General features: G+C 72.6%; 20 protein-coding genes and 2 pseudogenes. 7 read left to right on the top strand and 15 right to left on the bottom strand.

All coding sequences use genetic code 11. From position 1 onward, the window contains the following. Positions 1 to 15: 15 nt before the first annotated feature. On the top strand, positions 16 to 1,233 hold the full coding sequence (locus tag ACFC0Z_RS27740; protein WP_376443349.1) for a CaiB/BaiF CoA transferase family protein: 1,218 nt from the start codon (positions 16 to 18) through the stop codon (positions 1,231 to 1,233). Positions 1,234 to 1,418: 185 nt separating this feature from the next. On the opposite strand, the gene ACFC0Z_RS27735 is transcribed toward ACFC0Z_RS27740, so the two are convergent. Next, on the bottom strand, positions 1,419 to 1,691 hold the full coding sequence (locus ACFC0Z_RS27735; protein ID WP_360807218.1) for a hypothetical protein: 273 nt from the start codon (positions 1,689 to 1,691) through the stop codon (positions 1,419 to 1,421). A gap of 345 nt (positions 1,692 to 2,036) precedes the next feature. Between ACFC0Z_RS27735 and ACFC0Z_RS27730 the strand changes: the two genes are divergently transcribed. Continuing rightward, positions 2,037 to 3,017, top strand: coding sequence for a protein kinase (locus tag ACFC0Z_RS27730; protein ID WP_376443345.1), 981 nt, complete (start codon positions 2,037 to 2,039; stop codon positions 3,015 to 3,017). On the opposite strand, the gene ACFC0Z_RS27725 is transcribed toward ACFC0Z_RS27730, so the two are convergent. Next, the gene (locus ACFC0Z_RS27725; RefSeq protein ID WP_376443342.1) at positions 3,001 to 3,807 is read right to left on the bottom strand and encodes an SGNH/GDSL hydrolase family protein; all 807 of its coding nucleotides are present in this window, start codon (positions 3,805 to 3,807) and stop codon (positions 3,001 to 3,003) included. The two genes, ACFC0Z_RS27730 and ACFC0Z_RS27725, sit on opposite strands and share 17 nt — an antisense overlap. Positions 3,808 to 3,989: 182 nt before the next feature. Between ACFC0Z_RS27725 and ACFC0Z_RS27720 the strand changes: the two genes are divergently transcribed. Further along, on the top strand, positions 3,990 to 5,132 hold the full coding sequence (locus ACFC0Z_RS27720) for a DUF5925 domain-containing protein (protein WP_376443339.1): 1,143 nt from the start codon (positions 3,990 to 3,992) through the stop codon (positions 5,130 to 5,132). A gap of 60 nt (positions 5,133 to 5,192) precedes the next feature. Here the strand turns inward: ACFC0Z_RS27720 and ACFC0Z_RS27715 are convergent, their stop codons facing one another. Next, positions 5,193 to 5,570 (bottom strand): GntR family transcriptional regulator, encoded by a 378-nt coding sequence (locus ACFC0Z_RS27715; protein WP_376443337.1) that lies wholly within the window; start codon positions 5,568 to 5,570, stop codon positions 5,193 to 5,195. A gap of 74 nt (positions 5,571 to 5,644) precedes the next feature. On the opposite strand from ACFC0Z_RS27715, the gene ACFC0Z_RS27710 reads away from it, so the two are divergent. Together ACFC0Z_RS27710 and ACFC0Z_RS27705 are read left to right on the top strand one after the other, a co-directional pair. Further along, positions 5,645 to 6,568 (top strand): GNAT family N-acetyltransferase, encoded by a 924-nt coding sequence (locus ACFC0Z_RS27710; protein ID WP_376443334.1) that lies wholly within the window; start codon positions 5,645 to 5,647, stop codon positions 6,566 to 6,568. After that, the gene (locus tag ACFC0Z_RS27705) at positions 6,549 to 7,028 is read left to right on the top strand and encodes a DUF402 domain-containing protein (RefSeq protein ID WP_376443331.1); all 480 of its coding nucleotides are present in this window, start codon (positions 6,549 to 6,551) and stop codon (positions 7,026 to 7,028) included. The genes ACFC0Z_RS27710 and ACFC0Z_RS27705 overlap by 20 nt, the downstream gene beginning before the upstream one ends. A gap of 17 nt (positions 7,029 to 7,045) precedes the next feature. Here ACFC0Z_RS27705 and ACFC0Z_RS27700 read toward each other — a convergent pair whose 3' ends face one another. The 3 genes from ACFC0Z_RS27700 to ACFC0Z_RS27690 form a co-directional block, all read right to left on the bottom strand. Then, positions 7,046 to 7,459 (bottom strand): DUF6299 family protein, encoded by a 414-nt coding sequence (locus tag ACFC0Z_RS27700; RefSeq protein ID WP_376443328.1) that lies wholly within the window; start codon positions 7,457 to 7,459, stop codon positions 7,046 to 7,048. Between the two features lie 80 nt (positions 7,460 to 7,539). Further along, complete coding sequence (locus ACFC0Z_RS27695) at positions 7,540 to 8,022, bottom strand: GNAT family N-acetyltransferase (protein ID WP_376443326.1); 483 nt, start codon at positions 8,020 to 8,022, stop codon at positions 7,540 to 7,542. Beyond that, complete coding sequence (locus ACFC0Z_RS27690) at positions 8,019 to 8,585, bottom strand: hypothetical protein (RefSeq protein ID WP_376443323.1); 567 nt, start codon at positions 8,583 to 8,585, stop codon at positions 8,019 to 8,021. Before ACFC0Z_RS27690 ends, ACFC0Z_RS27695 begins: the two co-directional genes overlap by 4 nt. A gap of 157 nt (positions 8,586 to 8,742) precedes the next feature. Here ACFC0Z_RS27690 and ACFC0Z_RS27685 point away from each other — a divergent pair, with 157 nt between their 5' ends. Beyond that, positions 8,743 to 9,735 (top strand): lytic polysaccharide monooxygenase, encoded by a 993-nt coding sequence (locus ACFC0Z_RS27685; RefSeq protein ID WP_376443320.1) that lies wholly within the window; start codon positions 8,743 to 8,745, stop codon positions 9,733 to 9,735. 3 nt (positions 9,736 to 9,738) lie between these two features. Here ACFC0Z_RS27685 and ACFC0Z_RS27680 read toward each other — a convergent pair whose 3' ends face one another. From ACFC0Z_RS27680 to ACFC0Z_RS27665, 4 genes and pseudogenes are all read right to left on the bottom strand, one after another. Beyond that, positions 9,739 to 10,638 carry an esterase/lipase family protein gene (locus tag ACFC0Z_RS27680; RefSeq protein WP_376443318.1) on the bottom strand — a complete coding sequence of 300 codons (900 nt, stop codon included), beginning with the start codon at positions 10,636 to 10,638 and terminating at the stop codon, positions 9,739 to 9,741. A 181-nt stretch (positions 10,639 to 10,819) separates the two neighbouring features. After that, the gene (locus ACFC0Z_RS27675) at positions 10,820 to 11,839 is read right to left on the bottom strand and encodes a hypothetical protein (protein ID WP_376443316.1); all 1,020 of its coding nucleotides are present in this window, start codon (positions 11,837 to 11,839) and stop codon (positions 10,820 to 10,822) included. Continuing rightward, positions 11,836 to 15,024, bottom strand: a pseudogene (locus ACFC0Z_RS27670) (DNA polymerase III subunit alpha); the annotation flags it as partial. The pseudogene ACFC0Z_RS27670 and the gene ACFC0Z_RS27675, both read right to left, overlap by 4 nt. A 711-nt stretch (positions 15,025 to 15,735) precedes the next feature. Then, positions 15,736 to 15,978, bottom strand: a pseudogene (locus ACFC0Z_RS27665) (PHP domain-containing protein); the annotation flags it as partial. A 161-nt stretch (positions 15,979 to 16,139) separates the two neighbouring features. On the opposite strand from ACFC0Z_RS27665, the gene ACFC0Z_RS27660 reads away from it, so the two are divergent. Beyond that, entirely contained in the window at positions 16,140 to 17,177 is a 1,038-nt protein-coding gene (locus ACFC0Z_RS27660) for a DUF3533 domain-containing protein (RefSeq protein WP_376443314.1), read from the top strand. A gap of 79 nt (positions 17,178 to 17,256) precedes the next feature. On the opposite strand, the gene adhE is transcribed toward ACFC0Z_RS27660, so the two are convergent. From adhE to ACFC0Z_RS27635, 5 genes are all read right to left on the bottom strand, one after another. After that, complete coding sequence (adhE, locus tag ACFC0Z_RS27655; RefSeq protein WP_376443312.1) at positions 17,257 to 19,851, bottom strand: bifunctional acetaldehyde-CoA/alcohol dehydrogenase; 2,595 nt, start codon at positions 19,849 to 19,851, stop codon at positions 17,257 to 17,259. 153 nt (positions 19,852 to 20,004) lie between these two features. Next, the gene (locus tag ACFC0Z_RS27650; RefSeq protein ID WP_376443310.1) at positions 20,005 to 20,871 is read right to left on the bottom strand and encodes a S1 family peptidase; all 867 of its coding nucleotides are present in this window, start codon (positions 20,869 to 20,871) and stop codon (positions 20,005 to 20,007) included. A 63-nt stretch (positions 20,872 to 20,934) separates the two neighbouring features. Then, entirely contained in the window at positions 20,935 to 21,789 is an 855-nt protein-coding gene (locus ACFC0Z_RS27645) for a S1 family peptidase (RefSeq protein ID WP_376443308.1), read from the bottom strand. 186 nt (positions 21,790 to 21,975) lie between these two features. Continuing rightward, positions 21,976 to 22,764 carry a DUF1684 domain-containing protein gene (locus tag ACFC0Z_RS27640; RefSeq protein ID WP_376443305.1) on the bottom strand — a complete coding sequence of 263 codons (789 nt, stop codon included), beginning with the start codon at positions 22,762 to 22,764 and terminating at the stop codon, positions 21,976 to 21,978. Between the two features lie 50 nt (positions 22,765 to 22,814). Then, on the bottom strand, positions 22,815 to 23,795 hold the full coding sequence (locus ACFC0Z_RS27635; protein ID WP_376443303.1) for an ABC transporter substrate-binding protein: 981 nt from the start codon (positions 23,793 to 23,795) through the stop codon (positions 22,815 to 22,817). Positions 23,796 to 23,854 lie beyond the last annotated feature (59 nt).

Raw genomic sequence — 23,854 nt, 5'->3', positions numbered from 1 at the left:
GTAGGCAGGGGGGTCATGAGCACTCAGCCAGACCCCCGCGACGCCCAGCCGCTGCCCCTCGAAGGGATCACGGTCGTCGCCGTCGAGCAGGCCGTCGCCGCCCCCTTCGCCACCCGGCAGCTCGCCGATCTCGGCGCCCGCGTCGTGAAGATCGAGCGCCCCGACGGGGGCGACTTCGCCCGGGACTACGACACCGCCGCGCGCGGCCTCGCCTCGCACTTCGTGTGGTGCAACCGCGGCAAGGAGTCGGTCGCGATCGACCTGAAGGACTCGCGGGGCCTGGCGCTCGTCCGGCGCATGGTGGCCGGCGCCGACGTCTTCGTGCAGAACCTGGCGCAGGGCGCCGCCGCCCGCCTCGGCCTGGACGCCGCCACCCTGTGCGCGGCGCACCCGCGCCTGATCGCCGTGGACGTCTCGGGGTACGGGCCGGACGGGCCGTACGCGCACAAGCGGGCCTACGACATGCTCGTCCAGTGCGAGGCCGGACTCGTGTCGGTGACGGGCACCCCGGACCGGCCGGTCAAGTCCGGCATCCCGGCCGCCGACATCGCGGCCGGGATGTACGCGTTCTCGGGCGTCCTCGCCGCGCTCGTCCGGCGCGGCACGACCGGGCGCGGCGGCCCCGTGGAGGTCTCGCTGCTCGACGCGCTCGCCGAGTGGATGGGGCACCCGCTGCACCACGGGGCGCACGGTGGCGAGGCCCCGGCGCGCACGGGGCTCGCGCACGCGGTGATCGCGCCGTACGACGCCTATCCGACGGCCGACGGCGGCCTGGTGCTGCTCTCCGTGCAGAACGACCGCGAGTGGCGGCGGCTCGCCGAGCAGGTGCTCGGGCGGCCCGGCCTCGCCGACGACCCGGCCTTCGCGACGAACGCGGCCCGGGTGGCGGGGCGGGCGGCGACGGACGGGGCGGTGGCGCAGGCCCTGGCGCCGCTGACGGCCCCCGAGGCGCTGGCCAGGCTCGACGCGGCCGGCATCGCCTGCGCCCGGCTCAACTCGGTCGCGGAGCTCGCGCACCATCCGCAGCTGACGGCCCGTGACCGGTGGCGGATGGTGGATTCGCCGGTGGGTCCGCTGCGCTCGCTGCTGCCGCCCGTCGTCTTCCCCGACGGGCCCGAGCCGAGGATGGAACGCATCCCCGCCCTCGGCCAGGACACGGACGCCGTCCTCGACGAGCTCGGGGTGCCCGCGGCGGAGGTCAAGGAGCTCAGGGGCGCGGGCGTGGTCGCCTGACGCCCCCGCGGATCCCCTGCGGGAGGCGGGAGGCGGGAGGCGGAAGGGCGCCCGGGCATGACGAAACGCCGGACGGGCGGGGAGACACGTCCGGCGTTCTCGTCGGCGGAGTGGTACGGGAGACCGGGGCTGCCGGGCGGAAGCGGGCGGGTGGCCTCGGGGTGCGCTGCCCGGCGCCCGGTCTGCTAGCGGCGGGTGCCGAAGAGCGAGCGACGCAGGCGGCGGAGCGGGGCGAAGAGCGAGACCCTCGCACTGCGGCTGCGGTGGCTGTGCACCGGCACCTCGCGCGGACGCGTCGTCAGTTCCCGCATCAGCAGGGTCGCCTCGGCCACCTCTCGCTGCGGCACGGCGGGTCCGCCGAGCACCGCGAGATGGCGGTCGAGCCGCGAACTGGTCGCGCTGCTCCCGCAGGTGATTGCAGGCACTCGCGGCCTGCTGCGCATTGCTATCTGTTCCATGTCACTCCCCACCCGTACGAGGGCACCCGGCCCGGGCAGGTTAACCCTATCGCTCCACTGTCACACTCGTGTATCCCGCCGTCGGGATTCACCGCACCCGTACGAGGGTTGACGGTCACCGTGCGAATCCATCTGATTCCAGGGCGAGTTGGACAGGGCTCGAACACCTGCCGAACCGTCATGAACCATCCTGCACCCAGGACCGCCACCTCCCCGTACGGAGGATGATGTGATCTCCGCCACCATGATCGTTCCCGCGCGCGTCGCGCGTGCGTCGCGCGCACGTCGCGCACGCGCCCCGTACGCGCCGGAGCCAAGGACGAGCCGCTCGGTTACCGTGGATCCATGACGGTGATCGCGGGTCGTTACCGGCTTCTGGACGTGCTTGCGGAAGGCGCGACGGGGACCGTCTGGCGTGCGCTCGACGAGACGCGCGTCCACGAGGTGGCCCTCAAGGAGTTCCGCGCCCCCGACGGGGTCCCCGCCGACGAACTCCCCCTCCTGTACGCGCGCCTGGAGCGCGGGGCGCGCGCCGCCGCCCGCGTCTCCCACCCCTCGGTGGTGACCGTGCACGGCGTGGCCACCGAGGACGGCCGGCCGTGGGTGGTCATGGAGCTGGTCCGCGGCCTCACCCTCGCCGAGACCCTGGAGGCCGGCGGCCCGCTGCCGCCCGCCGAGGCCGCGCGGATCGGCGCCGAGGTGCTCGCCGCGCTGCGGGCCGCGCGGGCGGCGGGCGCGCCGCACCGGGGCGTGAGCCCGGGGCACGTCCTGCTCGCCAACGACGGCCGGGTCGTCGTCACGGGCTTCGGTACGGGCTTCGGCGCGGGCGGCACGGGTGACGAGGCACCTGCCCCGGAGGCCGAGCTGCGGGATCTCGGCGCGCTCCTCGACGCGGCGACGGACGGCGGGGCCGGCGCGCTGAGCCCCGCCCTGGACGGGCTCCGCGGGGACGCTCCCCCCACGGCCGATCAGATGGAGAGCGCGCTGCGGCGATTGGCCTCGGGCGGACCGAGGGGCGAGGTGAGGGGCGAGGCGAGGCGGAGTGCCTCGTCTCCGCCCGCGTCCGTACGGACCGACCCGTCGGGCGACGGTTCCGGGCGTCCGGGCACGCCCGGCCGGGGCGCGCGGCCGCCCCGGCGTTCGGCGCGGCCCCGCCGGGGCCCGGTGCTGATGGCCGGGGTCGTCGGGGCCGTGCTGCTCGCGGGGGCGTTGACGTACGAGTACGTACGGGAGGGGAACGAGGACACCGGTCCCGGGCGGGGCGGGGTGACGAGCACCGTCACCCCGGCCGGGAGCGGGGGGACGTCCGCTACACCGCCCCGTTGAAGGAGGGCAGGTAGCCGCCGGACTGTCCGGAGGCGGTCGGGTGGTACGACTCGCCGATGTTGAGCCAGTTGACGCTGTGCAGCCAGGCCGAGCCGGAGCAGATCTCGTGGCCGGTGAAGGGCGGGACGACGCTGGCGAAGGTGTAGCCGTGGTCGGCCGCGCGCTTGGCGATGGCGGCGTTGAGGTAGTCGGAGGCGCCGTTGATGGCACGGCGCTCGGCCTCGCTCAGGCCGGCGATGCAGGTGCCGTCGAGCTTGTAGAAGCGCGGGTAGCCGAGGACGACGACGTGGGCGGCGGGGGCCTTGTTGCGGATGGCCGTGTAGACGGAGTCGAGCTTGCCGGGGAGCGTGGAGTCGACGTACGCCTTGGCTTGATTCACACGGTTGATGCAGGTGGATTCGGACTGGAGCACACAGGTCGTCATGACGTCGGCGAAACCGGCGTCATTTCCCCCGATCGTGAGGGAGACCAGGTCAGTGGCGGCGGACAGGGGGCCGAGCTGATTGGCGGTCACATCACCCGTTCGGGCGCCCGAGCAGGCGGTGAACGCGAACGAGGAGGGGGCGTTCGCGTTCTTCCACAGCACCGGGTAGGCCTTCGTGGAGCGCTTGCAGTCGCCGCTGGCGCTGTCGTAGCTGCCGGCGCCGACACCGGAGGAGTACGAGTCCCCCAGCGCCACGTAGTCGAGGGCGGCGGTCTCGGCCGCCTGGGCGGCGCTCGCCCCGGTGAGGGCGAGGACCGCGCCGAGCAGGAGTGAGGACGAAAGAGCCGCGATGCGGGACAGTCTCATGGAACCTCCCTGTAGCAGGATCTCTGCGTTACCAGGTAGTAGCAGCGGACTCGAGAGACCGGAAGTGTCCATGACAAAACTGGGGGTGGAGTGCCGTCGAAACCCCCACTTCCACCGTCGAGTTCCAGCCAGGGAACACCCCGGGGCAAAACACCGTGCGCGGCCTGCCCGGTTGCCGGATCATGGGCGCCATGGCTGACACCCCACCGGCACCCTCACCGGCTCCGGCACCGGCACCGTCCGAGCCGCAGCGCGCGCTGCCGATCCGGCTCAACCTCGACGACAGCGACTCCCCTTCGGACGTCGTCGACGCGCTCTTCCTCGGCCGCTTCGCGACCGGCGAGCAGCCGCACGCGCACAGCACCACCCTGGACCGGGTGAAGCCCGACGCGACGCTCCTCCCGGCGGACGCGAGGGTCCTGCGGGCCGCGAAGGACGACGACCGCAGCGCCGTGCTCGCCGAGGGCGAGGGATGGACCCTGCTCGTCTCCCGCTGGAACCGGGGCGCGGACGTCACGGTGACGGCCGCCGACGCCGAACTCGCCGAGCGGATCCTGAAGGAGGCGACCGACGGGGCGAAGGACGAGCCGGAACCGCAGCCGGAGAACGTGACGATGGGGTTCTGGTACGTGTCGCCCCGGCGCGGCCCGCACCGGACCACCCGTCAGATCAGCGCCGGGACCTGGGACGAGGTGCGGCACCACTACTCGGCGCCGGTGGCCACGTCCATGGACCGGCTGATGCGGATGACCCCGGAGGACATCTCCGGCCGGCTCCTGCTGCTGCACGGGCCGCCCGGCACCGGCAAGACCTCGGCGCTGCGGACCCTGGCCCGGTCCTGGCGCGAGTGGTGCCAGGTGGACTGCGTCCTCGACCCGGAGCGGCTCTTCAACGACGTCGGGTACCTGATGGACATCGCCATCGGCGAGGACGAGGGCTCGGCGAAGGGCCGTTGGCGGCTGCTGCTCCTGGAGGACTGCGACGAGCTGATCCGCGGCGAGGCCAAGCACACGGCGGGACAGGCCCTGTCCCGGCTGCTCAACCTGACCGACGGGCTGCTCGGGCAGGGGCGCAACGTCCTCGTGGGCGTCACCACCAACGAGGACCTGGAGCGGCTGCACCCGGCGGTGGTCAGGCCGGGGCGCTGCCTGGCCCGTATCGAGGTCGGACCGCTGACCCGGGCCGAGTCGGCGGCGTGGCTCGGCCACGAGGCGGACGTGCCGCACGAGGGCGCGACGCTGGCGGAGCTCTTCGCGCTGCGCCGCGGCACGCCCCCGGCGGACCTCCCGGAACCCCGTACGGCGGGGGCGGGCCTCTATCTGTAGCTCTGTCTGTAGCTCTGTCTGCAGCTCTGTCTGTAGCTCTACCTGCAGGGCACCGTCCCGCTAGGAGACGTCGTACGCCGCCCGCAGCGCCTCGTTCATCGCGGACTCGGCCGCCTCGCGGCTGAGTCCGAGGCGGCGGGCCTCCTCGGCGTACTGCGCGGCGGCGGTGGCGGCCCTGCGGGTAGCCGCGTCGCCGGCCGCCGCGACGAAGGTCCCGTGGCGCCCGCGGGTCTCGATCACCCCGTCGGACTCCAGCGCCTTGTACGCCTTGGCGACGGTGTTCGCGGCGAGCCCCAGCTGCTCCGCGAGCCCCCGTACCGTCGGCAGCTTGTATCCGACCGGCAGTCTGCCCGACCGGGCCCGCTCCGAGATCTGGGCACGCAGCTGTTCGTACGGAGCGGTGGTGGATTCGTGGTCCACGGCGATGGTGAGTGTCACCCCTCCGATTCTGCCCCCACCCCACCGGAAAATGGGAGGCGCGGGTCGGTCCTCCGCCCGTAGCGTCCGTGCATATGACTCTGATCATCCGTGCCGCGGAGGCCGGGGACGCCGAGGCGTTCGCCCGGGCCCGCCGGGCCGTGCTGCCCTTCATGCTCGTGACCGCCGAACAGCTCGCCTTCGACTGGGCGCACACCCACCCGGACGGCCACTACCGGCCGCTCATGGCCGTGGCCGGGGACGGGACGGTCGTCGGGACCGCGCAGGTGGGGATCGCCCACGACGCGACCGAGCCCGGCCTCGGCTACGCCAACGTGTACGTGGACCCGGCCCACCGGCGCCTCGGCGCGGGGGCGGCGCTGCTGGGCGCGGCGGAGGAGCACCTCGCCGCGCACGGCGCGCACACCCTGTTCAGCTGGGTCCTCGACGAGCCGTCGAACCGCTCGTGGGCCGAGCGGCGCGGGTACGCGCCGAGCCGTTCCGCGTACTTCCTCCGGCTCGATCTGGCCGGTGCCGAACTGCCGCCGCTCGGCGAGCTGCCGGACGGCGTGGAGCTGCGGACGGGCGAGGACTTCGCGGCGGACCCGCGGCCGCTCTTCGAGCTGGACGCGCTGACGACCGCCGACGAGCCGGGCGACGTCGCCTTCGACCTGGACGACTTCGACCACTGGCGGGCGACCACCTGGGACCACCCGATCCACGACCGGTCGCTGACGACGGTCGCGGTGGTGGACGGGGTGCCGGCGGCGTTCACGGCGGCGCAGTCTGACCGCCAGGGCCGGTACCGCACGGGGATGACGGGCACGGCGCCCGGGTTCCGCGGCCGCGGGCTCGCGAAGCTGGTGAAGACCGCGTCGCTGCACCGGGCCCGGGAGGCGGGCCACACGGTGGCGTTCACGGGGAACGACGCCGGCAACGGGCCGATGCTGGCGGTCAACAAGTGGTTCGGGTACGAGATCGCGGCGACGGAGGTACGGCATGTCCGGACGATCGGTTGAGGTCACCCTGACGAAGGCGGGCAGGACGAAGATCCGCTACCCGGCCGAGGTCCTCGCGGAGCGGGGCGGCCGGCTGTCGGTCCGCGCGCCGTGGGCGGCGGAGGGCGTACGGGACTTCGGCTTCGTGCGGTTCGAGCCGGGGGACGTCTTCGTGGAGCACTACTGGGCCGACCGCTGGTACACGGTCAAGGAGGTGTGGTCCGCCGACGCCACCCTCAAGGGCTGGTACTGCGACATCACCCGGCCGGCCGAGATCGGCGGGGCCGAGGTGGTCGTCGAGGACCTGGACCTGGACCTGTGGGTGTCGGCGGACGGCAGCGAGGTGCTGCGGCTCGACGAGGACGAGTTCGCGGCGAGCGGGCTCGCCGCCTCCGATCCGGAGGCGGCGGCCCGGGCGGTCGTGGCGCTCGACGAGCTGGAGGCGCTGGGCCGCGAGGGCCTGCGCGACCTGCTGGCCTGAGCCCCCGCTGTCGGGGGTCAGTGCAGCTCGACGTCGGCTTCCTCACGGGCGAGGAAGCCGGGCGTCGGCAGTTCCATCTCGCCGGTGGGCGTGAGCTGCATCAGGCCGGCCTGCACATGGGCTTCGCCCGGGGTGTAGGCGGGGTCCTTCACGACGGCCGAGTTGACCCACTCGTGGACCTGCCCGTCGCAGACGGCCCGGGTGCCGCCGATCCCGGTGGAACGTTCCCCCTGGACGAGGGTGGAGCTGACGAAGACCGGGCCCTGGCTGTCGTCGACACAGCGGTACTGGCCGGAGAGGGTGACCGTGCTGTCGGCGGCGACGGTGCCGTGCCCGTCGACGGAGAGCCCGTCGCCCTCTCCCGCGTACGCGAGGGGGGCGAAGGCGGCGGCGAGCAGGACGCCTGCGGCGAGGGCGGTACGGACGCGCATGGACGGGGGTCCCTTCGGGGTGGGGGGTGTGTGGTGCTGCCCGCCAGGGATACCGGATCAAGCCGCCCGATGTCCGAAACTCACCCCATCGGGGGCGAGTTGAGCGCCTCCGGCAGGACCTTCCGATAATGGACACGATCGTATGCACCGTCGAGCCGCCGCTCGACGACCTCGTAGCCGTACCGCTCGTACAGCTTCTGGTTCTCCCACATCATCGCGTTGGTCAGCAGCCGCACCTCACCGAGCCCGAGCTCCCGCGCCCGCTCCTCCACCCACGCCATGAGGGCCCGCCCGACGCCGGTGCCCTGGGCGTCGGGGTGGACGGCGACGGCGTCGAGGTACAGGTGGTCCGCCTCGGGCAGCACGACCACGGCCCCCCGCACGACTCCGCCCGCCTCGGCGACGAACACGAGCCCCCCGGCGACGTTCGCCGCGTGGTCCCCCTCCATCGGGGACGGCACGAGCCCGATGCGCTCGATGTAGTGATGGAAGGCCGCGTCGATGACACCCTTCACGGCGGGCACGTCGACGGCGACCGCCGGACGGATCAGTACGTCTGTCATACCGCCACGGTACGACGCCGCTTGCGGCGCCCCAGCAGGGCACGCTGCTCCCCCTGGAGCCGGAGGAAGCCCTCCTCCGCGTACCGGCCTATCCCGCCGGCCGGGAAGGGGACGACGGAGAGGTGCTCGTCGAAGTCGCCGCTCTCCCAGCGGGCGAAGGTCACCTCGTACCCGGCGACATGCGCGTACAGCTCCAGCAGGACGGGCGGCAGCCCCGGCTCGTCGAGCAGGTCCGCGTGGCGCACGACCACGTCGCGCATGGCCCGGATGTTCGGCAGGAAGACCGTGGTCGCCCAGAGCCGCCACTCCGCCTTCTCCTCGTCCGTCGGCGGTACGTCGTCGCGGAACGGCGACAGCCCGTTCGGACGGGCGTGGCCGGCCATGAACGCGCGGAACAGCCGCTGGTTCGTCGCCGTCAGGGCGTACAAGGGGCCGTAGAACTCGCCGAGTTGCCGGTTCACCCGGGCGAGGCGTTCCTGACGCTGGGCGAGCCTGAGGCCGTTGAGGTAGGTGACGAGGTAGCCGACGAAGGCCAGGGCGACGGTGATCACGGTAGCTGACATGTCCGCGGATGGTAGTTCCTGAGGCACCGCTTAGAGGCGCCTTAAAGCGGTCCTAAGGATCCTCGACTGCCGCTCATCGGCGGCTTTTTCACGGAGAGGGCGGGCTAGTTTCTGGGCAACCCCCCACACCCTCACCCTCGTGAAGGAGTTGTCCCCCATGACCTCTCGCCGTACGGCCCCGGCCGTCACCGCCGTCGCCCTGCTCGGTCTGTCCGGGCTCGCCGTCTCGCCCGCGCACGCACACGGGTCGATGACGGATCCCGTGAGCCGGGTCGCCGCCTGTTACGCGGAGGGGCCCGAGGCGCCGAAGTCGGCGGCCTGCCAGGCGGCGGTGGCGGCGAGCGGGCCGCAGGCGTTCTACGACTGGAACGCGGTGAACATCGCCGCCGCCGCGGGCAAGCACCGGCAGCTGATCCCGGACGGCAAGCTGTGCAGCGCGGGCAACGACAAGTACCGGGGGCTCGACCTCGCCCGCGCCGACTGGCCGGCGAGCGGGATGAAGTCCGGTGCCCACACCTTCCGTTACAAGGGAACCGCCCCGCACAAGGGCACCTTCGCGCTGTACGTGACGAAGGACGGGTACGACCCGACGAAGCCGCTCGCCTGGTCGGACCTGGAGAGCGAGCCGTTCGTGACCGTGACCGATCCGAGGATGGAGAACGGCGCCTACGTCTTCGACGGGACCGTTCCCGCGAGGTCCGGGCGCCATCTGATCTACGCGATCTGGCAGCGCTCGGACTCCCCCGAGGCGTTCTACTCCTGCTCGGACGTGGTGTTCGGAACCGAAGGCGGCGCCGGGACCACTCCGGCGCCCAGCGCCTCCGCGCCGAGCGACGAGCCGAGCGACGAGTCGACCGCCGGGCACCACCACGCGGAGACGTCCGCCGCGCCGGAGCCGGAGCCGGAGCCTGAGGAGACCGGGGCCGAGGAGGAGAGCGAGGCGGGCAACTCGCATGTCCCGGCCGGTGGTTCCACCACCGTGGCCGCGCCCGCCGCCACCGAGCCCACCGCCACCACCGCCCCCGGCGTCGAGCTCGCCGAGACCGGGGGCGGCGCCTCCCGGACGTACTTCGCCGTGGGGGGCGCCGCCGCGCTGTCTCTCGGTGCCGCGCTGCTTCTCGGGGCCGTCCGGAGGCGTGCCCGGGGCTGAGTGCTAGCCGATCACCGACAGGCAGGTGGTCGGGGTCGCGTGGGCCGGGTCGAGGGCGTTCTCGACCTCGTGGAAGGTGACCCGGTCCACCGTGCCGATGGCCACGTGCTCGGAGAGGTCGAGCGCGCACTTGTCCTGGATGAGGACGTTGGTGACGTTCGGGCCGACGAGGAACTGCGAGCGGTACGGGGTGACGACCTCGTCGTACTGGCTGGCGATGACGTGGTACCGGACGCCGGGGACCGTGTCGCCGCCCTCGTTGAGCTTCGTGATGAAGGCGGAGCCGGCGATCTGGTCGGCGAGGCCCGGCGTCGTGGCGCTGATGACGTCCTCGGCGCCGGGGAAGTGCGGCAGGAGCTTGGTGAGGCCGAGCAGGGTGGTGCCGTGGTTGTCGGGCGCGATCCCGACGAGCGCGTTCACCTTCGCGGCGCCGCCGAGGAACTTGAGGTACCAGCGGGGCATCATCCCGCCCTGCGAGTGCCCGACGAGGTCCACCTCGGGCGCGCCGGTCGCGGCGAGGACCCGGTCGACGTACGTGTCGAGCTGGCCGGCGGACGCGGCGATCGGGCCGAGGCCGTTGAAGAGCGGTACGCCGGGCAGTTGACCGTAGTCGAGCGAGAAGACGCAGTACCCGCGGTTGACCAGGTAGGGCGCGAGGACGAGCCAGTTGTCGACGGAGTTCCCGAAGGTGCCGTGGACGAGGACGACCGGGCGGGGGTGAGCGGCGGAGGGCTTGCAGTTCCAGTCGTTCCAGCCCCGGCTCGTCGAGGTGAGGGTGTCGGCCTGGGCGGAGGCGGAGGCGGTGGGGGCGAGCGTCGCGACGGCGGCGAGCGCCAGGACGGACAGGGCTCTGACGGACAGGGCTCTGACGGCACGTGACGCGCGGGACTTCCAGGGCAGCATCGGGCGATCTCCTTGCGGCTCAAGGGGAAGGTGGGGGTGCTGTGCCCTGCGGTCCGGACCACAAGTGGGGATGCGCGGTGGGGCCGCGCTCCCGCCAAGCTACGTACCGGTAGCTTCGGTGGGAAGTTACGCGTCGGTAAAAAGTGTCGTCCGGCAGAAGTGCGGAAGTGTCGTGGGGATGTCAGGCCGCCGCGGAACCTGTCACCGAACCTGTCACCGAACCTGTCACCGAACCTGCCACAGAGCTCGCCAGCGCGCCCGGCAGTACCGCCATCGGGCCGAACCTCGCCCGCGCCCGGTCCACCACCGCCTCGATCCGCCGCGCCTTCTCGTCCGCCGGGTCGAAGGACAGCTGGTGGGCGGCGCCTTCGGCGCCCGTCAGGCCCTCGGCCCGGAGCGCGATGCCCCGGACGCGGGCCCGCTGGAGGCCGAGGGAGTCGTGGAGCGCGTACGCGAGGGAGGTCAACGCCGCCGAGTGGGCTGTCGGTTCGGGCAGGGTACGCGTGCGGGTCGTCGTACTCCGGTCCGCGTACCGCACGGTGAGCGCGAGCCCCCGGCACACCTGCCCCTCCGACCGCAGCCGGGCGCCGAGTTCGTCCGCGAGCGAGAGGAGCGCCCGGCGGTGTTCGACGCGGTCGGTCTCGTCGTACGGGAAGGAGCGCTCGGCCGCCGTCGCGCGCGAGGCCGCGTTCGGGACGACGGGGGTGCGGTCGATGCCCCGCGCCCGTTCCCACAGCTCACGGCCGGTCTTGGCACCGACGAGCCGCTGGAGCACGGCGAGCGGCGCGGCGGCGACGCGGCCGACGGAGTCGAGCCCGTACCCGCAGAGGGTGCGGGCGGTGGCGCGGCCGACGCCGTCGAGCGCGACGACCGGCCGGTCCCCCAGGAAGGCGGCCGGATCGTCGACGACCAGGGTGACGCCGGGCCTGGCCTCGCGGGCCGCCATCCGGGCCAGCATCGGGTTGGGCCCGGCGCCGATGACGCAGTCGACGCCGTACAGGGCGAGCGCGCGGACCCGGATCACGGCGGCGAGTTCGGCGGGGCTCCGGCCGAAGTAGCGCAGCGCGCCGCGCACGTCGGCGAGCAGTTCGCCGGGCGGGGCGGTCTCGATCGTCGGGGTGAACTCGCCGAGGAGGGCGACCAGTCGGGGCAGGACCGATTCTCCCGCCGGGTCGACGTCGAACCGTACGCAGAGGATCATCCCGCGCTCCCCGGACTGCTGTGCCAGAGCTTCCGCGACGGCGTCGCGGTGCCTTCCCCGGCCGGCCTGAGGTCGGCCCAGGGGTTCATCTCGTAGCCGGTGGGCATCGTGATCCGCCGGCCGGGGTCGGCCGGTCCGGTCTCCCGCGCGTGCTCGGCCAGCCGCTCCCCGACCGCCTCCAGGCCCCCGGACGCCCGCAGTTCGACCAGTTCGGCGAGGTTCCAGGCGGCCGAGCCGACCACGCTGAGGCTGCGCGGGCCGCGCCGCTGGACCACGCCCCTGACCAGGAGCAGCCAGGAGTGGAAGACGGTGTGGGCGCAGGCCTCGTGGGCGTCGTCGAAGAAGGCGAGGTCGACCAGGCCCGTACCGTCGTCGAGGGTGCTGAAGATGACCCGCTTCCCGGAGCGGATCGGCGGGGTCTGGGTGGCGGCCTTGGCGCCCGCGACGAGGACGGTCTGGCCGTGGGCGGCGGAGCGCAGCCGCTGGGCGGAGACGACGCCGAGCTCGCGGAGGAAGGCGTGGTGGTCCTCCATGAGGTGGCGGGAGGCGTCCATGCCGAGGACGCCGAGTTCGGCGCTGAGGCGTTCGGACTCGTCGAGGTCGGGCAGGCCGACGGGGGCGGTCTTCCCGCCCTGGGCGAGCGGGAGTTGGGCGCCGTGGGAGGCGGCTCCCCGGTGGATGCGGCGGAGTTCGGTGAGGTGGAGCAGGAGGTCGCGGCGGTTGGCGCCGAAGGCGTCGAGGGCGCCGACCTGGGCGAGGCGTTCGGCGACGGGGGTGCGGGGGCGGGCCCGTTCCCAGAAGTCGAGCAGGGAGGCGTAGGGCTGTCCCGCTTCGATGCGGGCGCTCTCGGTCTCGCCGATGCCGTGGACGTCGGTCAGGCCGAGGCGGAGGCCCCACACTGCCGGTTCATCGGACACCAGTTCGATACGGTGGGCGACCGCCGAACGGTTCACGTCCAGCGGCAGCACCGGCACCCCGCGCCGCCGCGCGTCCGCGAGCAGCAGCCGCTTGGGGTACATGCCGGGATCGTGGGTGAGCAGCCCCGCGTAGAAGGCCGCCGGATGGTGCGCCTTGAGCCAGGCCGACTGGTAGGTGGGCACGGCGAAGGCCACGGCATGCGCCTTGCAGAAGCCGTACGAGCCGAAGGCCGCGACGATCTCCCACGTACGGGCGACGACCTCGGCGGCGTAACCGCGCTCCGCCGCCCGCCGCGCGAACCAGACCTCGATCCGGCCCTGCGACTCGGGGTCGGAGAGCCCGCGCCGCACCTGGTCGGCCTCGGCGCGGTCGCAGCCCGTCATGATCCGGACGATCTCGATGATCTGCTCGTGGAAGACGACCACGCCGTACGTCTCCCGCAGCGTCCCCTCCAGGTCGGGATGCGGATAGCGGACGGGGGCGCGGCCGTGCCGGGCCTCGATGAAGGGGCGGACCATGTCGGCGGCGACCGGGCCCGGCCGGAAGAGCGAGATGTCGACGACGAGGTCGTGGAAGGTGGCCGGCTGGAGCCGGCCGACCAGGTCGCGCTGGCCCGGCGACTCGATCTGGAAGCAGCCGAGGGTCTCGGTGGAGCGGATGAGCCGGTACGTCTCGGGGTCGCCGTCCGGGACCGCGTCGATGTCCGGCCGGGTGCCGGTGGCGCGTTCGACCTCGGCGACGGCGTGGGCCATCGCGGACTGCATCCGCACGCCGAGGACGTCGAGCTTGAGCAGCCCGAGCTCCTCCACGTCGTCCTTGTCGAACTGGGACATGGGAAACCCCTCGCCGCTGGTGGGGACCACAGGGGTACGGGTGAGCAGCGAGGCGTCCGAGAGGAGGACCCCGCAGGGGTGCATGGCGGTGCCGCGGGGCAGCGCGTCGAGAGCCTCGACCAGCTCCCAGAGACGACCGAACCTCTCGCGTTCGCCCGCGAGTTCGCGCAGCTCGGGCAGTTCCTCCAGGGCGGCGAGCGCGTCCCGGGCGCGGATGTGCGGGAAGGACTTGGCGATCCGGTCGATCTCGGCCGGGTCCATGGAGAGGGCGGCGCCCACGTCCCGTACCGCGTGGCGGACCCGGTAGGTCTCGGGCATGGCGACGGCGGCGACCCGCTCGGTGCCGAAGCGGTCGACGATCGCCCGGTAGACCTCCAGGCGGCGGGCGGACTCCACGTCGATGTCGATGTCGGGCAGGGCGGTACGGCGCTTGGAGAGGAAGCGCTCCATGAGCAGGCCGTGCTCGACCGGGTCGGCGTGGGCGATGCCGAGGAGGTGGTTGACGAGGGAGCCGGCGCCCGAACCCCGGGCGGCGACCCGGATCCCCATGCCCCGCACGTCGTCGACGACCTGGGCGACCGTCAGGAAGTACGTGGCGAAGCCGTGGTGGGCGATGATGTCCAGCTCGCGGTGCATCCTGTCCCAGTAGGCGCGCCGCTTCTCGTACCCCTTGAGGACCATCCCGGCGGCGGCCCGCGAGGCGAGGACCCGCTGGGCGGTGCGGTGCCCGGCGCCGACGAGGTACGGCTCCGGGAAGTGCGCGGAGCCGATGCCGAGGTCGTCCTCGGGGTCGACGCGGCAGGCCTCGGCGACCGCCGCGGTCTGTTCGAGCAGGCGGCGGGCGGCGGCCCGGCCGAAGCCCGCGGCCTCGACGATCCGCTCGGCCGCGGCGCGCATGTCGTCGGCGCCCCTGAGCCAGGCCTCCCCGCTGTCGAGGCCCTTGCGGGGGTCGATCGGGACGAGGCGCCGGGCGGAGTCGAGGACGTCGGCGACGGGCCCCTGGCCGGGGTCGGCGTAGCGGACGGCGTGGGCGAGGACGGGCCGGACGCCCTGCTCGGCGGCGAAGCCGACGGTACGGGCGGCGAGCCGCAGCGAGCCGGGGCCCGCGCCGGGGCGCCCGTGGTGGACGGCTTCCAGACGCAGCGCGTCGCCGTACCGCTCGCGCCAGGGGGCGAGCAGGCGGGCGGCCCGGTCGGGGCGGCCGGCGGCGAGGGCACGGCCGACGTCGGAGTCGGGGCCGAGGAGGACGAACAGGTCGTCGGCGCCACTGCCGTCCAGGGCGGACCAGGGCAGCACGGGCCGCGCCCCTCCCCCGGCGTGGGCGGCGGTGACCAGCGCGCAGAGCGCGGCCCAGCCGGCGCGGGAGCGGGCGAGAAAGAGGACACGGGGCGCGGACTCGTCGACAAAGGCCCCACCTCGCACGGGCACCCGCCGCACGGCCCCCTGCCTGGCCGCACTCCGCCCGATCCCGGCCGGTCCGGCCGACCCAGCCCACCCGGCCGAACTGGCCAAACTGGCCGAACTGGCCGAACTGGCCGAACTGGCCGAACTGGCCGAACTGGCCGAACTGGCCCAGCCGGCTGACCCGGCCGAGCCCGGACCGGACAGGCCGAGCCCGGACGGTCCGGAGCCGGACGGACCCCGGCCGGACACGCCCGAGCCGGACCCGTCCGAGCCAGACCCGCGCGGGCCGGACACACCCGAGCCGGACACATCAGGGCCGGACACACCAGGGCAGCCGGATGAACCCGCGCCTGGCGAACCCAGGCCGGACGGTCCCGGAGCGGAGGAGCCCGAGGTGGACGGCCCCGGAACGGAGGAGCCCGCGCCGGACGAATCAGGAGCAGAGGAGCCCACGCCTGAGGAACCCAGGCCGGACGGTCCCGGAGCGGAGGAACCCGAGCCGGACGAACCCGGAGCAGAGGAACCCGCGCCGGACGGCCCCTGACCGGAGAAGCCCGAGCCGGACGAACCCGGAGCAGAGGAACCCAGGCCGTACGACCCCTGACCGGAGGAACCCGTGCCGGACAGGCCTCGGCCGGACGGCCCCCGGCCGGACGAACCCGCGCCGGGCGTCCCCGAGCCGGACACGCCCCCGCCGGGCGCCCCCGCGCCCGACGCGCCCCGGCGTGCCGGGTTCCCGCCCGGCGGGGCGCCGGCGGGGCCGGTGCCCTCCTCGTAGGCCAGGTCCACTCCGAACAGCGGGCGGACGCCCTCCTTCGCGCAGGCCTTGGCGAAGCGGATCGCGCCCGCGAGGGTGTCGCGGTCGGTCAGGGCCAGTGCGTCCATGCCCCGCTCGGCGGCGCGTGCGGCCAGTCGTTCGGGGTGGGAGGCGCCGTACCGCAGGGAGAAGCCCGAGGCGGTGTGGAGGTGCGTGAATCCCGGCATGGCCCATCTCCGCCTTCCCGCTTCTCGCGCCCGCTCTCGTATTCGTACACACGTTCCCACCCCGCGAAACCCAGCGTAGCCTACTTTCGAACGTTCGTGCGATAACCCGTTCGGCCCCCTCCCACCTGCGGAAACACCCCCTCCCCCGGAACCTGGGGGGCATGAGCCTCGTCGATGAACTGAAAAGCGCCGTCACCCCCCGAGCCGCCCTGCTCGTGGTCGGCGTCTTCGCCCTCCAGCTGCTGTTCATCACCTCGTACGTCGGGGCCCTGCACCATCCGAAGCCGACCGACGTGCCGTTCGGCGTCGTCGCCCCGCAACAGGTCTCGGCGCAGCTCGTCGGGCAGCTGGAGAAGCTCCCGGGCGATCCGCTCGACACCCGGGCGGTCACCGACGAGGCCGAGGCGCGGAAGCAGATCCTGAACCGGGACATCGACGGGGCCCTGATCGTCGACCCGGCCGGCCGCACCGACACCCTGCTCGTCGCCTCCGGCGGCGGCACCGTGCTGTCCAGCGCACTCGAACAGATCTTCACCAAGGTGGAGGCCACGCAGCAGCGGACCGTGAAGACGGTCGACGTGGCGCCCGCGTCGCCGGAGGACTTCGACGGGCTCTCCGCCTTCTACCTGGTCGTCGGCTGGTGCGTCGGCGGCTACATCTGCGCCGCCATCCTGGCGATCAGCGCCGGCTCCCGGCCCGCGAACCGCGAGCGCGCGGTCATCCGCCTCGGCGTCCTGGCGCTCTACTCCGCCCTCGGCGGCCTCGGCGGCGCGATCATCGTCGGCCCGATCCTGAACGCCCTGCCCGGCAGCATCGCCGCCCTGTGGGGCCTGGGCACCCTGGTGGTCTTCGCCGTCGGCGCCGCCACCCTCGCCCTCCAGTCGGTCTTCGGGATCGTCGGCATCGGCCTCGCGATCCTGCTGATCGTCGTCGCGGGCAACCCGAGCGCCGGCGGCGCCTTCCCGCTGCCGATGCTCCCGCCGTTCTGGAAGGCGATCGGCCCCGCCCTGCCGCCGGGCGCGGGCACCTGGGCGGCGCGCTCGATCGCGTACTTCAAGGGCAACGACATGACCGCCTCGATGCTGGTCCTCTCGGCCTGGGCGGTCCTCGGCACCGCCGTCACCCTGGTGATGTCCTCGCTGAAGCCCAAGATCGAGGAGAGCGCGCTCGCCGCCGAGCTGGACGAGGCCAAGGCCTGAGAGAACGCACGCGTACGCCGAAGAGGGCCCCCACCGGCCGTGGGGGCCCTCTTCGTGTCTCGTACGGACGTCGTGCGGCTTACTTGCCGTAGTACGCCCGGGTCATCAGCGCCTTCATGTCGTCGATCATCGGCATCCGCGGGTTGGCGGGCGCGCACTGGTCGGCGTAGGCGTTCATCGCCTGCTGCGGGAGGGCCTCCAGGAAGGCCGCCTCGTCGACGCCCTCCTCCTGGAAGGAGGCCGGGATGCCGCAGCGGGTGCGGAGCTCCTCGACCGCGCGGGCGTAGGACTCCACGCCCTCCTCCGGGGTCGCGGCCGGCAGACCGAGCATCTTCGCGATCTCCTGGAAGCGCTCCGGGGCCTTGTAGACCTCGGCCTTCGGCCACGGCACGGCCTTGTGGGTGACGGTGCCGTTGTGGCGGATCACGTGCGGGAGCAGCAGCGCGTTGGTGCGGCCGTGGGCGACGTGGAAGGTGTTGCCGAGGGTGTGGGCCATGGCGTGGACCAGGCCGAGGAAGGCGTTGGCGAAGGCCATGCCGGCGATGGTGGACGCGTTGTGCATCTTCTCGCGGGCCTCGGGCGCCTTGCCGCCCTCCTTCACGCAGGTCTCCAGGTTCTCGAAGATCAGCTTGATGGCCTGGAGGCACTGGCCGTCGGTGAAGTCGTTGGCGTAGGCGGAGACGTACGCCTCGGTGGCGTGGGTCAGGGCGTCGAAGCCGGAGTCGGCGGTGACGGTGGCCGGGAGGTCGAGCGGGAGGACCGGGTCGACGATGGCGACGTTCGGGGTGAGCGCGTAGTCGGCGAGCGGGTACTTCTGCGCGGCCTCGGGGTCGGAGATCACCGCGAAGGGGGTGACCTCGCTGCCCGTGCCCGAGGTGGTCGGGATGGCGACGAGCTTGGCCTTCTCGCCGAGCTGCGGGAAGCGGTAGGCGCGCTTGCGGATGTCGAAGAACTTCTCCTTCGTGTCCGCGAACTCGACCTCGGGCCGCTCGTACATCAGCCACATGATCTTCGCGGCGTCCATCGGGGAGCCGCCGCCGAGGGCGACGATGGTGTCCGGGCGGAAGTCCCGCATGGCGGCGGCGCCGGCCTGGACGGTGGAGAGCTCCGGGTTGGGCTCGACGTTGTCGATGACCTGGATGGTCACCGGCTCCTGACGGCCGTTGAGGATGTCCGTGACCTTCTGGACGAAGCCGATGGCGCCCATGGTCTTGTCGGTGACGATGGTGACCCGGTGGACGTCGTCCATCTCGCCGAGGTAGCGGATGGCGTTGCGCTCGAAGTAGATCTTCGGCGGGATCTTGTACCACTGCATGTTGTTGTTGCGCCGTCCGATCCGCTTGACGTTGATCAGGTTGACCGCGGTGACGTTGTTGGAGACGGAGTTGTGTCCGTACGAGCCGCAGCCGAGCGTGAGCGAGGGGAGGAAGGAGTTGTAGACGTCGCCGATGCCGCCGAAGGTGGAGGGGGCGTTGACGATGACGCGGATCGCCTTGACGCGCTTGCCGAACTCCTCGGCGAGCTCCTCGTCCTCGGTGTGGATGGCGGCGCTGTGGCCGAGCCCGTGGAACTCGACCATGGCGGCGGAGAGTTCGAGGCCGTGCTCGGTCGAGTCGGCCTTGAGGGCGGCCAGGATCGGGGAGAGCTTCTCGCGGGTGAGCGGCTCGGACTCGCCGACCTCGGCGCACTCGGCGAGGAGGATCGAGGTGTTCTCGGGGACCTCGAAGCCGGCCTGTTCGGCGATCCACTGGGGGGACTTGCCGACGACGGCCGCGTTGAGCTTGGCGCCGCCGCAGTTGCTGCCGTAGGCCGTGGTACCGAAGACGTACTCCTCCAGCTTGGTCTTCTCGGCGGCGGTGACGACGTAGGCGCCGAGCCGCTCGAACTCGGCGATGCCCTCCTCGTACACCTCCTTGTCGAGGATGACGGCCTGCTCGGAGGCGCAGATCATGCCGTTGTCGAAGGCCTTGGAGAGCACGATGTCGTGGATCGCGCGCTGGAGCTTGCCGCTCTTGGTGACGTACGCGGGGACGTTGCCGGCGCCGACGCCGAGGGCGGGCTTGCCGCACGAGTAGGCGGCGCGGACCATCGCGTTTCCGCCGGTGGCGAGGATGGTGGAGACGCCCTCGTGGTTCATGAGGAGGCCGGTGGCCTCCATGGAGGGCTCCTCGACCCACTGCACGCAGTCGGCGGGGGCACCGGCGGCGACGGCGGCGTCGCGGACGATCCGGGCGGCCTCGGCGGAGCAGTTCTGCGCGGAGGGGTGGAAGGCGAAGACGATGGGGTTGCGGGTCTTCAGGGCGATCAGCGCCTTGAAGATCGTCGTCGAGGTGGGGTTGGTGACCGGGGTCATCGCGCAGACGACGCCGACGGGCTCGGCGATCTCGGTGATGCCGTTCAGCTCGTCGCGGCGGATGACTCCGGCGGTCTTGAGGCCGGCCATCGAGTTCGTGACGTGCTCGCAGGCGAAGAGGTTCTTGACGGCCTTGTCCTCGAAGAGGCCGCGGCCGGTCTCCTCGACGGCGAGCTTCGCGAGCTCTCCGTGGGCGCTCAGCGCGGCCAGCGAGGCCTTCTTGACGATGTGGTCGACCTGCTCCTGGTCGAGGGTCTCGAACCGGGTGAGCGCCGCGAGGGCCCTCTCGACCAGTCCGTCGACCATCTCCTTGGCGTCCATCGCAGGCTCTCCTTTTATCGGATCCCTATGTCTCTGATGTCTCCATTCGACACCCGATGACCTGCGAAAAGGATCGGAAAAGGACCTGCGGGGAGGGGTCGGAAGTCCCTTTGTGAAAGCTTTCACAAAGGGACTTCCCCGTGCGCGGAAGGGCTAGAAGACGTTCACGCCGTACGCGCTCAGCGCCTCGGTCACCGGCTGGAAGAAGGTCGTCCCGCCCGAGGAGCAGTTGCCGCTGCCGCCCGAGGTGAGGCCGATCGCCTTGCTGCCGGAGTAGAGCGGGCCGCCGGAGTCGCCCGGCTCGGCGCAGACGTTCGTCTGGATCATGCCGTAGACGATGTCGCCGCCGCCGTAGTTCACGGTGGCGTTCAGCCCGGTCACCGAGCCGCTGTGGATGCCCGTGGTCGAGCCCCGGCGGGTGACGGACATGCCGACGGTGGCGTTGGCGGCGCTGGTGATGTCGACGCTGCCGACCGTGCCGGACTTGGTCACCGAGCTGTTCGTGTAGCGCACGATGCCGTAGTCGTTGGTCGGGAAGCTCGACCCGGCCGTGGAACCGAGCACGGTCGTGCGCGCCGAGTTGGACCACCACGTTCCGGCGCCGTCGGTGCAGTGCCCGGCGGTCAGGAAGTAGTAGTTGCCCGCGCCGTCCCTGACGTTGAAGCCCAGCGAGCAGCGCCAGCCGCTCGCGTAGATGGCGTCGCCGCCCGAGATCAGCTTGGTGAACCGGCCGGGGGTGCGCTCGACGCGCAGCGCGCCGGCGTCGGCGCCCGCCTGCCGCTTGATCTTCGCGATGTCGGCCGGGGAGACCCGGGAGTCGACGGTGACGACGACCCGGCCCGTGGCGCCGTCCACGCGCCAGGCGGTGCCGGCGACGTCGGCGGCGAGGACGGCCTCGCTCGCGGCGGTGAGCTCGGATGCGCTGTACGTCCCGGCGGAGTCCGCGTTCGCGGACGGGACGCCGAGCGCTGCGACAACGGCGGTGAGAGCGAGCAGGGACAGCTTCTTCGTGATCTTCACTTCGTGCTCCTCCTGGCGTGGGGGGTGGCTGGGGAGGACGGGGGAAGGTCGGAACGTACGTGCTCAGAGCAGGGTGACGTTGTACTTGGCGAGGGCCTCGGGCACCGGCTGGAAGAAGGTGGTGCCGCCGGTGGAGCAGTTTCCGCTGCCGCCGGAGGTCAGGCCGAGCGCCTTGGTGCCGTCGTACATCGCGCCGCCGGAGTCGCCGGGCTCGGCGCAGACGTTGGTCTGGATCAGCCCCTTGACCGTGCCGCCGCCGGAGTAGCGGACGGTGGCGTTGAGCCCGGTCACCGTGCCGCCGCGGGTGCCGGTGGTGGAGCCGGTGCGCTTGACGGACTCGCCCACGTAGGCGTTGGCGGCGGTGTAGCCGCCGGTGTGGGAGAGCGAGGTGTTGTCGTAGCGGACCAGGGCGTAGTCGTTGCCCGGGAAGCTGGAGCCGACGGTGGCGCCGATGAGCGTCGACTGCGCCGAGCTGGTGTACCAGGTGCTCACCGCGTTGCCGCAGTGGCCGGCGGTGAGGAAGTAGTACGTGGAGCCGCTGCGCACGTTGAAGCCGAGGGAGCAGCGGTAGCCGCCTCCGTAGATGGCGTCGCCCGCGCCGAGCAGGGGCGTGAAGACGCCGGGGGTGCGCTGGACGCGGAGGGCGCCGGCGTCGGCACCGGCCGCCGCACGGATCTTCGCGATCCCCGCCTCGGTGACGGTGGAGTCGGCGGTGACGACGATCCTGCCCGCCGCCTTGTCCACGTACCAGGCGGTGCCGCCGACTCCGGCGGCGTCGACGGCGGCGTCGGCGCGGGCCAGCTGGGCGGCCGCGGCAGCGCCGGGGGTGGGGGCCGCCTGGGCGCCGGGGAGTCCGAGGGCCGTGACGGCGGCGATACCGGCGGCGACGGCGAGCAGACGAGTGCGAAGGTTCCTCACAGTTCTCCTTTCCGGAAAACGGAGGGGCCCGGGGGTGGCGGGCCCGTGAGGCGCCATCAGGTGACGTGTCCCTGACATGCACCGCCAGTGATAGTGGCCCTCCGGAGGCACGCGCACAAGACCGCCGCACGCACGGGCGCCCCCGGCTGTCCTGGCCGGGGGCGCCCCTCACGAAGAAAGCCCAGGTCACACCGGGTTGAGCAGCCGCTCCCCCGCCGGGACGGACGTGTCGAGCGTGTTCCCCGGCGGCGGGAACGGGCAGATGAAGTGGTCCGCGAAGGCGCACGGCGGCAGCAGCGCGCGGTTGAAGTCCACCGTCACCGAGCCGTCGGCCGCCGGCGCCTCGGGCCGCAGGAAGCGGAAGCGGTAACTGTCCCGGCCGCTGGTGCCGTCCGCGAAGACCGCCCACAGCGAACCGTCGTCCTCGACGGCCACCTGGAGCGCCTGTTCGCCGCCGTTCAGCTCGAAGACCAGCTCCCCGGCGAGCCCGAGCCCGCGCTCCTTGCCGTCCGCGTTCTCGACGCGCACGCTGCGCCGCTCCCCGTACGGCCGGAAGACGCCGGGCACGACCCAGCGCTCGTCGTACGGGGTGGCGTCGATGCCCGCGAAGGCGCGGCGCGCGGGCGAGTCGGGGTCGAAGTCCCGTACCGCCCAGAGACCCTCGCGGCTCAGGACGACGAGCCGCCGCCCGGCGGACTCGACCCGGGACTCGTGGATCGGACCGTGGTCGGCGGTCAGCCGGACCGTGCCGATCAGCGGCTTGCCGTCGACGGTGATCGCGTCCCCGGCGTCCGCCGTCAGGACCACCTCGTCGCCGTCCTCCCGCCACTCACCGGGAATGGCGGGAACGCGACCCTCGGGGTGGTCCGCGAGCCAGTGGGTGCCGGTGAGGGAGAGCGGCCCGTACGGCGAGGCGACCGCGGCCTCACGCTGCTCGTGCCAGTGCTGCCAGTCCTGCTGGGGATCCGTGCTCATGGTTTTCACCTTTCCATACGGGCCCGGGGAGCCCGACGTACGACGGCGCGTCAGTTCTTGGTGCGGGGCAGGCCCGGCGGGTTGATCTCCGACTTCGGCACCGCCTCGCTGTCAAGACCCCACCGCTTGAGGACCTGCGCGTACGTCCCGTTCCCGACGATGTGGTCGATCGCCCCCGCGTAGGCCTCGACGAGACCGCTGTCCTTCTTCGTGGTGGCCGCGATCTTGCCCTGGAGCTTGTCGCCCGCGCCCGAGAGCTTGCCGACGATCTCGCTCTGTCCGGCCGAGAGCACGTGGTAGGCGGCGACCGGGTTCGGGCCGAGGTAGGCGTCGATCCGGCCGGACTGGAGCGCCAGGTAGTAGTCCGAGGGCGTCTGGAAGTACTTGATGTCCACGGGCTTGCGGCCGGCCTTCTCGTTCTGCGCGGACCAGTCGACGAGGATCTTCTCCTGGTTGGTGCCGGAGTCGACGGCGATCGTCTTCCCGGCCACGTCCTCGGGGCCCTTCACCTTCCAGCCGGAGCCCTTCTTCGCCTCGAAGGCGAGGTCGTCGAGGCGGTAGGTGGCGAAGTCGTACTTGTCCTTGCGCTCCTCGGTGACCGTCACGTTGGAGAAGACCCCGTCGTACTTGCCGCTGTCGAGACCGACGAAGAGGTTCTCCCAGGAGACCGCGTTGAACTCGGGCTTCAGGCCGAGGGCGTCGGCGACCAGGGTGGCGAGGTCCAGCTCGACGCCGATGAGCGTCTTGTCGTCGGTGGCGCGGAAGTTCAGCGGCGCGGCACCGCCCGAGGAGACGCCGAGGACGAGCGTCCCTCTCTTGCGGACGGCCTCGGGCAGCTTGGCCGCGAGGGCGTCGACCTTGGCGGTGTGGACGCGGTTCTGCTCCGGACCCAGGTTGAGGCCGCCCTCCTTCTTCTGGTCGGAGGTCCCGGACGTGATGGCGCTGGAGGCGTCCCCCTCTCCGCAGGCGGTGAGGAGCCCGAGGGCGGTGAGTGAGGCGAGGGCGGTGAGGAGGGTACGGCGGGCGGTCATGGCAGTGCTCCTGTGCGTGAGAAGGGAGGAAAGGCCGAAGGGAAGAAGGGAGAACGGAG

The sequence above is a fragment of the Streptomyces sp. NPDC056144 genome, assembly GCF_042264145.1.
In the GTDB taxonomy this organism is placed as follows: Bacteria; Actinomycetota; Actinomycetes; order Streptomycetales; family Streptomycetaceae; genus Streptomyces.
This window is presented reverse-complemented; position numbering and strand designations above follow the sequence as displayed.